Annotated in this window: 11 protein-coding genes; 7 read left to right on the plus strand and 4 right to left on the minus strand. The window is 64.0% G+C overall.

The window, feature by feature from the left end:
- Positions 1-16: 16 nt before the first annotated feature.
- The 4 genes from D8670_RS11580 to D8670_RS11595 all read right to left on the minus strand — a co-directional run bounded on the left by D8670_RS11580 (position 17) and on the right by D8670_RS11595 (position 4,236).
- The gene (locus D8670_RS11580) at positions 17-1,177 is read right to left on the minus strand and encodes an ABC transporter ATP-binding protein (RefSeq protein WP_121818248.1); all 1,161 of its coding nucleotides are present in this window, start codon (positions 1,175-1,177) and stop codon (positions 17-19) included.
- A 3-nt stretch (positions 1,178-1,180) separates the two neighbouring features.
- The gene (locus D8670_RS21530; RefSeq protein ID WP_121818249.1) at positions 1,181-2,281 is read right to left on the minus strand and encodes a polyamine ABC transporter substrate-binding protein; all 1,101 of its coding nucleotides are present in this window, start codon (positions 2,279-2,281) and stop codon (positions 1,181-1,183) included.
- Between the two features lie 90 nt (positions 2,282-2,371).
- Entirely contained in the window at positions 2,372-3,199 is an 828-nt protein-coding gene (locus D8670_RS11590; protein WP_121818250.1) for an ABC transporter permease, read from the minus strand.
- A complete protein-coding gene (locus D8670_RS11595) occupies positions 3,196-4,236 on the minus strand; it encodes an ABC transporter permease (protein ID WP_121818251.1) in 1,041 nt (346 codons plus the stop codon). The genes D8670_RS11590 and D8670_RS11595 overlap by 4 nt, the downstream gene beginning before the upstream one ends.
- A 185-nt stretch (positions 4,237-4,421) precedes the next feature.
- On the opposite strand from D8670_RS11595, the gene D8670_RS11600 reads away from it, so the two are divergent.
- From D8670_RS11600 to D8670_RS11630, 7 genes are all read left to right on the plus strand, one after another.
- On the plus strand, positions 4,422-4,871 hold the full coding sequence (locus D8670_RS11600; protein WP_121818252.1) for an Lrp/AsnC family transcriptional regulator: 450 nt from the start codon (positions 4,422-4,424) through the stop codon (positions 4,869-4,871).
- Positions 4,868-5,743, plus strand: a complete 876-nt coding sequence (locus tag D8670_RS11605) for a dimethylarginine dimethylaminohydrolase family protein (protein WP_121818253.1) — start codon at positions 4,868-4,870, stop codon at positions 5,741-5,743. The genes D8670_RS11600 and D8670_RS11605 overlap by 4 nt, the downstream gene beginning before the upstream one ends.
- 99 nt (positions 5,744-5,842) lie before the next feature.
- On the plus strand, positions 5,843-7,237 hold the full coding sequence (locus D8670_RS11610) for an aspartate aminotransferase family protein (RefSeq protein ID WP_121818254.1): 1,395 nt from the start codon (positions 5,843-5,845) through the stop codon (positions 7,235-7,237).
- The gene (locus D8670_RS11615; protein ID WP_233752232.1) at positions 7,234-8,532 is read left to right on the plus strand and encodes an aspartate aminotransferase family protein; all 1,299 of its coding nucleotides are present in this window, start codon (positions 7,234-7,236) and stop codon (positions 8,530-8,532) included. Before D8670_RS11610 ends, D8670_RS11615 begins: the two co-directional genes overlap by 4 nt.
- The gene (locus tag D8670_RS11620; RefSeq protein ID WP_121818255.1) at positions 8,525-9,667 is read left to right on the plus strand and encodes an NAD(P)/FAD-dependent oxidoreductase; all 1,143 of its coding nucleotides are present in this window, start codon (positions 8,525-8,527) and stop codon (positions 9,665-9,667) included. The genes D8670_RS11615 and D8670_RS11620 overlap by 8 nt, the downstream gene beginning before the upstream one ends.
- A 970-nt stretch (positions 9,668-10,637) precedes the next feature.
- A complete protein-coding gene (locus D8670_RS11625) occupies positions 10,638-11,162 on the plus strand; it encodes a hypothetical protein (protein WP_121818256.1) in 525 nt (174 codons plus the stop codon).
- 112 nt (positions 11,163-11,274) lie between these two features.
- A complete protein-coding gene (locus D8670_RS11630) occupies positions 11,275-12,429 on the plus strand; it encodes a pyridoxal phosphate-dependent aminotransferase (RefSeq protein ID WP_121818257.1) in 1,155 nt (384 codons plus the stop codon).
- Positions 12,430-13,041: the final 612 nt, after the last annotated feature.

The following is a 13,041-nucleotide window of genomic DNA, read 5'->3' on the forward strand; positions in this document are numbered from 1 at the left end:
GCGGTAGGGAGGGGAGTTACTCCGTCAGGACGACCGCGTTGTCGGCGCTCCAGCCGATCGTAACGGTCCGTCCCGTCGAGAGGTACTCGCCCTGGTCTTTGATCTGCATGTCGACGGTCATCTCCAGGCCGTTCGACAGGGTGACGACGAACTTCCCGCGATTGCCCTTGTAGATCTCGTCGACGACCTCTGCCTCGAAGCTGTTGTCCAGTCCTTCGGCCTCGTCTCCGATGCGGATCTTCTCCGGGCGGACGGCGAAGGCGACGTCGCCCGTCGCCTCCTCCTCGGGCGGGACGGCGAACGCGAGTCCGTCACGCTCGACGCTCGCCCCCCCGTCGGTCTCGGCGTAGGACCCGTGGACGAGGTTGGTCTCGCCGATGAAGTCCGCGACGAACTCGGTCGCGGGCTGTTCGTAGATCTCGGTCGCGGTGCCGAGCTGTTCGATCTGCCCGTCGTTCATCACGGCGATCTTGTCGCTCATCGTCAGCGCCTCTTCCTGGTCGTGCGTGACGTAGACGAAGGTGATCCCCAGGTCTTCCTGGAGGTTCTTTAGCTCGACCTGCATGTTCTTCCGGAGCTTCAGGTCGAGTGCACCGAGCGGCTCGTCGAGCAGGAGGACGGTGGGTTCGGTCACCAACGCCCGCGCGAGCGCGACGCGCTGCTGCTGTCCGCCGGATAGCTCGGTGACATCGCGGTCCTCGAACCCGGGGAGTTCGACCAGTTCGAGCGCCTCGGACACGCGCGCTCCGATCGCCTCGGACGTCGGTCGAGAAACGAGTCGCCGGAGCGAATCGCCGAGGCCGCCGCTCTCCGCGGCGGTCGTTCCGCCGTCGGTGGCGGTCGCTTCGTCGTCCGGGATCCCTTTCATCTGGAGCCCGAAGGCGACGTTCTCGCCTACAGTCATGTGCGGAAAGAGCGCGTACGACTGGAACACCATGCTGGTGTCGCGCTCGAACGGCGGCACGTCGTTGACCCGTTCCTCCCGAATGAAGACGTCGCCGCTCGTGGGCGTCTCGAAGCCGTCGATGCAGCGCAGGAGCGTCGTCTTCCCGCAACCGCTCGGACCGAGCAGCGTGAGGAACGTCCCCTCCTCGACGGCGAGGCTCACGTCGTCGACGGCGACGACGCCGTCGAACTCCTTCGTCACGTTCTCGAGGCGGACGTCGTAGTTCGTCATCGGTTAGGCGCTCTTTATCTCGTCCCAGGCGTCGTTGTAGAGCTGCGTCGCCTCGCCGACGTTCTGGATGAACTCGAGTTCGCTCATCGTCTCGTCGCTCGGATAGATGCTCTCGTTGTTCAGGATCTCCTCGTTGATGTGTTCCTCGGCGGCTTCGTTCGGGCTGCCGTAATACGTCCAGTTCGTCACCTCCGCAGCGTTTTCTGCCTCGAGGAAGTAGTTGATGAACTCGTGTGCGGCGTCGGGATTCTGGGCGTCCGCGGTGACCGCCCCGTTGTCCACCCAGACGACGCCGCCCTCCTCGGGGACGCCGTAGTGGATTGGACTGGTGCCCTCCTCGTCGTCGTACGTCTCCCAGTACGCGCCGAACACGTCGCCGGACCAGCCGTGGACAGGACTCGCCTCCTCGTTGATGAGGTTCGTCTTGAACGTCGAGGAGTCGTACGTCTTCAGGAGGTCCTTCTGCTCGATGAGCAGCTCTTTGGCCACCTCTATCTCCCCCTCGTCCGTCGTGTTCAGGGAGTGGCCGAGGTACTTCAGTGCGGCGCCCATCGTCTCGCGGACGTCGTCGAGCATCGTGATCTGCCCGGCGAAGTCCTCGTTCCAGAGGACCTCCCACGAGCTGATGTCGACCTCCCAGCCGGTCATGTTCTCGTTGTATGCGATGCCGGACGTCCCCCACTGATACGGGGCGGCGTACGTCTCGCTGTCGCCGTCGTACGGCGGGTTCGAGAACCGGTCAGCGAGGTTCTCGTAGTTGGGGATAGCGTCCATGTCCAGCGGCTGGATCATCTCCTGTTCGACCAGGATGTTGATCATGTAGTCGCTGGGGAAGATCAGGTCGTACTGGTCGGTTCCACCGGCCTGGAGCGTGTTGAACATCTCCTCGTTCGACGCGTAGTTCGAGACGTTTACCGAGATGTCGGTCTCGTCTTCGAACCCCTGGACGAACCCGTCGGGCCAGTAGTCGCCCCACTGGTAGATCTTCAGCGTGTTCGAGGAACCGTCGCCGCTACTGGAACAACCGGCGAACGCGGCCGCGCCGAGCGCCGCACCGGTCGCCTTGAGAAACGTTCGTCTGTCAGTCGAGGTCACCTTGTCCATATGTATCACACCGACTCTTTCTTCTCCAAGACTGGTATTGGACATAAATATTGTGGCTTTTTGCTCCTTGTACCCGAATGATTTTTGTCCTCACCAAGTGGGCCCTTGGAGCCACTGCGCTAGGCCGACAACCACGAGGGTGACGACGATGATCACCGTCGCGACCACGTTGACGCCGGGAGTAACGCCTTGGCGTACCATCGAGAAGAAGAAGATCGGCAGGGTGTCAGTACTGCCGGTGACAAACACGGAGATGACGTAGTCGTCGAAGCTCATCGCGAACGCCAGCAGGGCCCCCGCGAGGACGCCCGGTTTGATCAGCGGCAGCGTGACGTATCGGAAGGTCTCGATCTCGTTGGCACCGAGGTCTTTCGCCGCCTCTTCCAGCGAGTCGTCGAAGCTCTGGAGGCGCGCCGCGACGACCACGGCGACGAAGCTGATGTCGAACGCGGTGTGACCGATTATCGCCGTGTTGATCCCCGTCTGCATCCCGACCATGTTGAAGAACACGAGCAGGGAGACGCCCATCACGACGCTCGGGATGATGATGGGCATGTAGACGACGCTCGTCAGCACCCCCTTGCCCGGGAACTCGTAACGGTCAATCGCGAACGCGAGCATCGTTCCGAAGACGGTGCTCAGGACCACCGTAACGACGGCGATGTGAACGGAGTTCGCGAGCGTGGCGAAGACGGCGTCGGGATTCACCCTCGCGACGGTCTCGCCGGCGAACAGCGCTCGGTACCACTTCGTCGTGAACCCGTTCCACACGAGCGCGTACCGCGAGTCGTTGAACGAGAGCCCGATCAGGACGACGATGGGGAGGTAGAGGAACAGATACACGAGCAGCGCCTCTACCGCGATGGCGGCCCCGCCGCGCGCGAACAGGCGGGAACGAAGCCGCTTGACGGTACTCATGCCAGCTCACCCCCCTCGGAGTAGCGCTGATACGCGGCGATCGCCAGTAGCATCACGGCCATCAGCACGAACGAGGCGGCCGACCCGAGCGGCCAGTCGCCCTTGTTGAACCGGTCGGCGATGAAGTTGCCAACCATCTGGCTGTCGGGGCCGCCCAGCAGCGCCGGGATCACGTACGCGCCGGCGCTGGGGATGAAAACAAGGATGGTGCCGGCCATCACGCCCGGTTTCGACAGTGGGAACACGACCTTCCGGAACGCCTGCCATCGGTCGGCGCCGAGATCCATCGCCGCTTCCTGGAGCGTGAAGTCGATCTCCTCGATGCTCGCGTACACCGGGAGGATCATGAAAGGGATCCAGATGTAGACGAGCCCGAGCATCACCGCGAAGCGGGAGTTCATCAGGTTCCCGTTGTAGGTGAACAGCGGTAACCACGCGAGCGCCTGCGCGATCAGGTGCATTAGGTCGGTCAGCAGGTTGTCCGCGGTGAGGATGAGCTGGATCGCGTAGATCCGGACGAGAAACGACGCCCAGAACGGTAGGATGACCAGCACGAGCAGCAGGTTTCGGTAGCGCTCCGGGGCGATCCGTCCGATGTAGTAGGCCGTGGGGTAGCCGACGAGAAACGAGACGAGCGTCGCGACGGCTCCGATGAGGACGCTCTTGACGGTCAGCCGCATGAATGCGGTCGGTTGTGCCGTCGTCAATTCGATATCCAGCGGTATCAGCCCCTCTAGCATCCACGCGAGGGAGATCCACACCGCTTCGATCCCGGAAGCACCCTCGGGGACGAGCAGTTTCGCGTACTGCTGGAGTCCGAGGTCCGAAAGACCGAGATGCATCACTCCGAACGCGCCGCTGCGACCGAGACTGTAGTAGAACGTCACCGCGAGCGGGGCCAGGAAAAACGCCACCAGCCAGAAGCCGCTCGGCGCGACGTTGACGAGCAGCCCCGTCCACCGGTGTTCGCGGAGCCGGCGAAACAGGCTGGCCCGCCGAGAAACGACGCCATCCCCTGTTTTGTGTTCGCTTGCCATGCTTCCTGCAGAGCCCTTTCTCCGCTGGTGTGAAATAACTTTTGTAGACAGCACAATTTCCCGATCTATTTCTCCCTGGAGCGCCATATCAGCAAACGTTATAGGGTGCGGGCTGATACCATGCAGGAGAGCGTACCGTGAAGCCGAGCAAAACAAATAGGGATCGAAGCTCCGAACCCCTGCACATGGAACTCGACGAGGTGGATCGGAAGATTCTGAAGATCCTGCAGGCCGACGGGCGGACGGCACTGTCAGAGATCGCGCGTCGTCTCGACATGGGCAGCGCGACGATCCACGAACGAGTCAACGCCCTCGAGGCGGAGGGGTACATCAGAGAGTACCGCGCGGTCTTGGATCCAGAACTTCTGGACGTCGATCAGGTCGCGTTCATCCGCGTAACGACCACTGCGGGCCGGTTCTCGGAGGTGGCCGAACGGCTCGCGGAGGAGGACTACATCCAGGAGATCCACGAGATCACTGGTGACTCGGACCTGCTGTTGAAGGTCCGCGTCAGTGAGCAATCGGAAATCACGGACCTCCTCTCGACTATCGGCACGTACGAGGGCGTTGAGGAGACGTCGACCGACATCGCGCTCCGGAGCGTCATGGAGAAACACACGTTGACCCTCGAATGAGTCTCTGGGAGAGCTCACCGTCCGTCCGATCGGAATACGGAACGCTGGAGCGGGTACTTGTCCACGAACCCGGCGCGGAGTTCAGCACCGTCGTCGACCCGGACGCCTGGGGCTGGGACGGCCTCCCCAGACAGGAGAAGGCGGCGGACGAACACGCGGCGTTCGTCGAGACGCTGGAGGACCACGAGGTCACTGTCGAGTACCTCGGCGAGACGTACGATCATCTCGCCGAGTCCCTGTTCGTTCGCGACGTCGGCTTCGCGGTCGAGGGCGGCATCGTCGTCGGAAAGATGGTCGAGGAGACGCGACAGGGGGAGGAACGCCGGCTGAGCGAGCGGATCGTCGAGCTCGGGATGCCGATCTACCACACCGTCCACGGTTCGGGCGGGTTCGAGGCCGGCAACATGGTGTGGATCGACGAGGAGACTGTCGCGATCGGTCGGTCGCGAACCACCAACGCCGAGGGGATCCGACAGATCCGCACGGTGCTCGAAATGTACGATGTCGACGTCATCGAAGTACCGATCTTCGGCAGCACGGAGAGTACCGGACAGACTCACCTGGCGCTGGTGTTCAGCATGGTCGCCCCCGATCTAGCGCTCGTCTACCCGCAGGCGATGCCGCCGGAGTTCCTGAACACGCTTCACGACCGCGGCATCGAGACCATCGAAGTACCGATGCGGGAACAGCGCAACCGGGCAGCGAGCACGGTCGTCATTGATGACGAGACGGTGCTGTTGGCCGCCGGAAACCCCCAGACGCGAAGCGCTCTGGAGGACCAGGGACTGACGGTGACGGAACTGAACCTCCGCGAGATACAGAAGGCGGGTGGCGGCCTCAAGGGCCTGATCCTCCCGCTCGACAGGGCGTAGCGCAAGGACTTCGAGCTGTTGTTCCTGTTTATGGAACTTTTTCGGTTCGATGCTCATTTTACCAAAGATTTATTGGGTGTGTCGACTATCCCCAGTACGATGAGTCTGGGTGACAAAGAACAAGAGCACGACCACGCCGAACTGCTCCGCCAGCGGACCCCGGGGAGCGAGACGTTCCACAAGCGGGCTGCCGACGTGACGCCGCTCGGGGTGGAGTCGAACGTGCGGTCGTTCGACCCGTACCCCTTCTACGTGGAGTCGGCGGACGGGTCGTACGTGTACGACATAGACGACAACGAGTACCTCGACTTCCTCCTCGCGCTGGGGCCGATCATCCTCGGCCACGGCCATCCGGAAGTACGCGAGCGGGTGAAAGCGCAGGTCGACACCTGTGACCTCACGGCGACGCCGCAGCCGATCGCCATCGAGTTCATGGAGAAGGTCCGGGACATGACCCCCAGTATTGAGCAGGTTCGTCTCGCCAACAGCGGCACCGAGGCGACGATGCACGCCATCCGCGTGGCCCGCTCGTACACTGGAAACGACCTCGTCGCGAAACCCGAAGGAGGCTACGCGGGGGCGCACGACTACGCGCTTCAGAGCGTGTACGCCGCCCCCGAGGTCCTCGGTCCCGAGGACGAACCGAACACGGTATCGTACGGGACGGGTATCCCCGACGTCGTCAGCGAAACCGTGGTCGCCTTCCCGTTCAACGACAAGGAAGCGACTGAGAAGATACTCCGGAAGCACGCCGACGACATGGCCGCGGTGATCATCGAACCGGTGATGTTCTCCTGCGGCTGTCTCAAGCCCGAAGACGGCTACCACGAGTTCCTGCGCGACCTCACGGAGGAACTGGGCATCGTCCTGATCTGGGACGAGGTGATGACCGGGTTCAGGCTCGGCCCGCAGTCCGCGCAGGGTCGGTTCGGCGTCACCCCCGACATGACCACGTTCGCGAAGGCAGCAGGCGGCGGCTATCAGGTGGCCGGCTTCGGCGGTAAGCGGGAGATCATGGCCGAGATCGAGCCGCCGCGGAAGAAAGAGGAATCGAAGTGGAACAATTCCGCGTTCCACGGCGGGACGTATAACGGCCACCCGGTCTCCGCCGCGGCGGGACTCGCCACGCTGGAGATCCTCGACGACGGCGGCGTCTATGAACACATCGACCGGCTGGGCGACCGGCTGTTCACCGGCCTGCAGGAAGTGGCCGACGACGTCGGGATCGACGCCAATGTCCAGCACATCGGGTCGATGGGACAGGTGTACATGATGGACGAGGAGATCCACCGCTACCGCGATTCCTGGCACGCCAACGAGGACCAGTTCGCGGACTGGTGGCTGGAGGCCGCCGGCCGGGGCGTCCTCTTCGGCAACCCGATGCAGGGCGAGCGGTTCTTCACGACCTACACCCACACGGAAGAGCAAGTCGACCATGCGCTGGAAGTCGCCGAGGAGGCCTTCCGCGCGGTAAACCACGAGTACGACACGTGAGCGAACAGCGGCCCCGAACCCCGACGGCGGAGAAGTACGAACAGTACGTAATGCCGATCTCGAAGGGATACGACCCCTTCGCGATCGATCGAGCCGAGGGGACCACGATGGTCACGACAGACGGCGAGGAGTACCTCGACGTGTTCTCGGGAATCGCGGTGACGAACGCTGGCCACAACCACCCTGACGTCGTCGACGCGGCGAAGGACCAACTCGACGACCTGATCCACACCTGCTCGTACGTCTACCAGAACGAGCCCGTCGCCGATCTCGCCGAGCGGATCGCCGAAATCACGCCCGGTGACCTGCAGAAGACGTTCTTCTGCAACTCGGGGACGGAAGCCGTCGAGGGATCGATCAAGCTCGCACGGAAGTACACCGGGAGCAAGGAGGTCGTCGCCCTGGAGATGGCGTTCCACGGTCGAACCCTCGGATCCCTCGCGCTGACCGGCAACCACGCCTACAAGCACGGGATGGCCCCGACGGTGAACGACGTCACCCACGCCCCGGCGCCGTACCAGTACCGCTCCGAGTACGGCGACCTTCCCGAAGCTGAGTTCACCGAGGCGGCCGCGCGGGAACTGGAACGGGTGATCGGCACCCACACCAGCGGCGACCTCGCGGCGGTCGTCGTCGAACCCGTGATGGGCGAGGGAGGGATCGTCGTTCCGCCCGCAGACTACCTCCAGCGGGTGAAGGAGATCGCCCACGACCACGGCGGCCTGTTCGTCGTCGACGAGGTGCAGTCGGGCTACGGACGCACTGGGACGATGTTCGCCTGCGAGCAGTTCGACGTCGTGCCCGACATCATGCCCCAGGCGAAGGGGATCGCCGACGGTCTTCCGCTCGGTGCGTTCACCGCCCCGGCGGAGATCGCGGATGCCTTCGAGGCGGGCGACCACCTCTCGACGTTCGGCGGCAACCCCGTCTGCTGCGCCGCGGCCCTGGCGAACATCGACGCCCTGGAGGACGGTATCGTCTCGAACGCCGCCGATCAGGGTGGGTGGCTCGGCGACCGTCTCGCCGATCTGGAGGTCGAATACGATGTCGTCGGAGACACCCGCGGCCGCGGACTGATGTACGGCGTCGAACTCGTTGACGGCGAGAATGCGCCGGCGAAGAAGGCGGCGAAGCGAGTCCGGACCCACATGCGCGACGAACACGGCGTGCTCATCGGCGTGGGCGGCTACTACAAGAACGTCATGCGGTTCCAGCCGCCGCTAACGATCACGCGAGGGGAGCTCGAACGAGCGGTCACGGCGCTCGAGGACGCGCTCCGGGAACTGCATGGCTGACGACGTCCTCGTCGTTGGCGGCGGCGTCATAGGTTGCGCCGTCGCGCGGGCGCTCGCTCCTGACCACGACGTCCGGCTCGTTGAGCGCGACCACGTGGCGTCCGGCGCGACGGCGCTGGCCGCCGGCGAAGTGACGATGACGCCGTCCTACACCGACCACCCGAACATCGCGGCACACGCGAACGCGTTCTTCCGCGAGTACGATGGTGCCGAATTCACCGAACGGCCGAGCCTCGAACTCGTACCGTCGAAACGGGAATCCCAAGCGCGTCGGCGCGCCGATCGGCTGACGGCAGAGGACCTTCCTGTCGAGTTCCTCGATTCCGGATCCGTCGAAACCTGTCATCCCCGATTCGATCTCGACGGATTCGCCGGCGCTGTTCGCCACGCCGACACGGGGTTTCTCGATCCGTACGCGTTCGCGACAGCGCTGCAAGCCAACGCTGTCGACCGCGGCGCGACGGTGGAGACGGGAACTGTCGTCGAGGACGTACTCGTCACGGACGGGTCGGTTCGAGGCGTCGCCACCGACGACGGCGAGCGCCGCGCGTCGACGGTCGTCGTCGCGGCAGGGTGGCGCTCCGAGCAACTGCTACGGGACGTTTTGCAGGTTCCGGTTCGACCGTACCGGACACAGTGCGTCGTTCTCGACCCCGCCGTCGACCTCTCGGACGACTTCCCGATGGGCTGGATACCCGGCGAGCACGTGTACTTCCGTCCGGAGCACTCCGGCCGTCTCCTCGTCGGCGGTTGGTCGTTCGCCGAAGACGACCCCGACCGAGCGTCCGGCGACGAGGACGAAGCGTTCCGCGACCACGTCGCTGACCTCCTGCCGCGTGTCCTGAACGGCTTCGAACGGGCACGGTTCGTCGACGGCTGGGCGGGTGTCGACAGTGCGACGCCCGATACGAGACCGATCGTAGACGCACCCCCGGTCGCACCCGAGGGACTGGTCGTCGCGACGGGGTTCCACGGACGGGGCGTGATGACTGCACCCGTCGCGGCGACCGCGGTTCGGTCGCTGGTGACTGGAGAGAAGGCTCCGTTCTCGCTGAGAGTGTTCTCACTCGACCGCTTCGACTCGACGCGCCGGGACTTCGAGTTCCGTAGCATCAGCGCTGGAACGGACGCGTAGTCTCGACGCCATTCTGAACGGGTATCGAAGTCGTCGGACGGCAGCGGGGCGGTACCGCGCTCTCGGCCGCGTCCTGCACTCGGTACGACTCTTCGGTGAGTTCGAGTGAGGGGAGTCGAACACGGGGAGTCCTGCCGCCAGGCATTATTTAAATATTATATATTGGAGAAATAATATCCACCTTGATAGAAATGATTCAGGCGGACGGTTTCGGGAGGCGACGGCTCCGGTTAGTCGAGCCCGACTCTCGCCTGCGACGTTCGTCGTCCCTCCCCACGAAGATCCGCCGTATTCGGGATCGCCGCGAGTGCGTCCTCGGGCCGCGACGAGTCGGCAGCCTCGATAGCGCTCTCGCATGCACTAATCCTTTCTCGACGCCACTGATGCGCGTCGACGTTTGCGAGTCCTCCACTGCACGGACCCCGACGGCCGGTTCTACGAGGGTGTACCGGTCCAATGATTGCGCGAGCGCGGTCGGGTGTGAGACGTTGGGGGACGTATCTGGGCCGCAGTGCGCGCCGGCGGACCTCGGTGGGTGTGACCGTCGCGACGGCATCAACGGGCTCGCAGCGGTGTTCGATCGCGTACCGAGAGGGTGGTATCGTTTGAACACGTCGGGCACTGCGGACGGCATCGGTCACCGTCGACGATCGCCAGGAACGGATTCCCCGTGACTGAATTGATCGAGAACCCTGGTTCGCCGCTGTTTTTCGGGCGTACCTCGTCGCCTTCACCAAAGCCGCGTTTGAAGATTCGGTTGCAGTTTCGACACTGGAACGTCACCGTGAAGACGATATCTGCCGGCTCGTAGGACGCACGGTCGTCGTAGCGGAAGACGTACTGGCAAGTGCTGCACGTCGCGCTGTTGTATTCTTCAGGCTCCCCGCACTCGGGACAGCGATCCATACGTCCACTACCCGTAAGAGACAGAAATACCCACTACTTTGTGCTGCAGCACCGACTATCGGTTATGGATCATCCCTCGGTCGAGATCCAACTTCCCTTCGGCGATGATGCACATCGTTTGGCGGTGCCGCTGGAGACGACCCACTTCTACTGGGGCGCGGTCGGGGTCGGTACTGCAACTGACCCGCCCGCGGCGCTCGCCGACGAATTCTGTGGTGCTCAAACACGGATTCTCGACGAGTGCCGCGACCGCATCGACTGTACGCTGACTCTCGACGGCGACGCCGAAGCACTCTTGGAGGAGGTTCGTCGCACTGGCGACCGCCGCGAACGAGCGTTCTGGAAAGCGACGGAGCCGCCCGAGTTGCCGCTGACGGCGACCGCGACACTCACGACGGACGGGGAGGCGCCGTCGCTTGGATCTGAACCAATCGCGCTCTGGACGCCTGCGAACGAGGTGATCCCGTGGGGCGAGACAGTTCGGACGGAACTCGAACTCGTGGCGGCGTCGTCAACCATCCCGATGGGTACAGACAGACTCTGGGGCCGGCATGACGTCTACGTTCCACAGCCAGTGAGTCTCGTCTGACGGACCTCGGCAGTAACGCCGCCGCGTCCGGTGAACCTGATAGCGCTCTCGCAGGCACGACTCCTTCCTCGTACGCGCGAACCCTTTTGTCTCGACGCCCTGTGGGCTTCGTATGACCGGTATCACCGAACGGGCGCGGGCCGTCGAGCAGTCGTCGATCCGCCTGATGTTCGACATGGCCGAAGCGTCCGACCAGGACCTCGTCCGCCTCGAAGTGGGCGAACCCGACTTCGACACGCCCGAACACATCGTCGACGCCGCGCACGACGCAGCCCAAGCGGGCCACACTCACTACACGTCGAACGCCGGGCTACCCGAACTTCGCGAGGCTATCAGCGACACGATGCGCGACGAGTTCGACGTGCGCGTCGACCCGGACGAGGTCGTCGTCACCAACGGCGGCATGGAGGCGCTGCACCTCGCCGTGCTCGCGACCGTCGGCCCGGGCGAGGAGTTGCTGCTCCCGTCGCCGACCTGGCCGAACTACCGAGGGCAGGCGCTGCTGGCGGACGGCGTCCCCGTCGAGGTGCCGATGCCCGCGGCCGAGGGGTATCCCCTCGACCCGGACCGCGTCCGCGACGCGATGTCCGAGGACACCGCGGCGGTCGTGCTGTGTTCGCCGTCGAACCCGACCGGGCAGGTCTACGAGGAAGACGCGATCCGAGCGGTGGTCGCTGCGGCGGCCGATCACGACGCGTACGTCGTCGCCGACGAGGTGTACGCGGGGCTCTCGTACGACCGCGACGTCACCGGAATCGCGGCGCTCACTGACCATCCGGACCACGTTCTCACGGTCAACTCCTGCTCGAAGAGCTACGCGATGACGGGCTGGCGGCTCGGCTGGCTCGCCGGCCCGAGCGAGGCGACCGACGAGGTGACGAAGATGCACGAGAGCACCACCGCGTGCGCCTCGTCGGTCGCCCAGCACGCCGCACTGGCGGCGCTGACCGGGCCACAGGAGCCGATCGAGGAGATGTACGAGACGTTCCGGGAGCGGCGTGACTACGTCGTCGACCGTATCGAGGCTATCGAGGGGTTCTCTTGTCCACGGCCAGAGGGGGCGTTTTACGCGTTCGTCGACCCGGACGTCGAGGCGTCGAGTCTCGACGTCGCGAAGGAACTGCTGACCGACTACGGCGTCGTGCTCGCGCCCGGCGACGGGTTCGGCGAGGCGGGCGAGGGGCAACTTCGGCTGAGCTTCGCCAACGATATGGACCGTCTCGAAACCGGCTTCGACCGCATCGAGCGCTTCTTCGACGACCGCTGACGCTCGAAACAGCGCGAACAGTCGATTGACGGGTGTCCGCTTGCTTTCTAACTAAACGAGCGGTCTTTCTAGAGTTTCTAGAATAGTGGTACTGGTTACCTCAGCGGCAGTGGATATGCTTGTACGGTAGGGTTCCATCCAAGACTGCTCTCTGTGTCGGCCAACGTTCGTCGAACGCGACCACGAGGAGTCCGGCGCGACGGCGCTTGCCGCCGGCGAAGTGACGATGACGCCGTCCTACACCGACCGCCCGAGCGTCGCGGCACATGCGAACGCGTTCTTCCGCGAGTACGACGGGGCCGAGTTCACCGAGCGGCTGAGCCTCGAACTCGTGCCGTCGAAGTGAGAGGCTGAGGCTCGGCTGTGCGCCGACGGTTGGCGGCCGGCGACCTCTCGGTCGAGATCCTCGATCCGGATCCGTCGAGACCTGTCATCCCCCGATTCGATCTCGACGGTCTCGCCGGCGCTGTTCGCCACGACGATACAAAGTTCGAACTGAGACGAACCCTTATTCCAGAGTCCCGGGAGTGAAATGACTATTTCCTCTTTCCTGTGGTGACGCGGCCTAGGATCGGTTCTAATCTATGCCATTCTTATTCTTGGTTGTATGAG

The organism is Halostella limicola (genome assembly GCF_003675875.1).
Taxonomy (GTDB): Archaea; Halobacteriota; Halobacteria; order Halobacteriales; family Natronoarchaeaceae; genus Halostella; species Halostella limicola.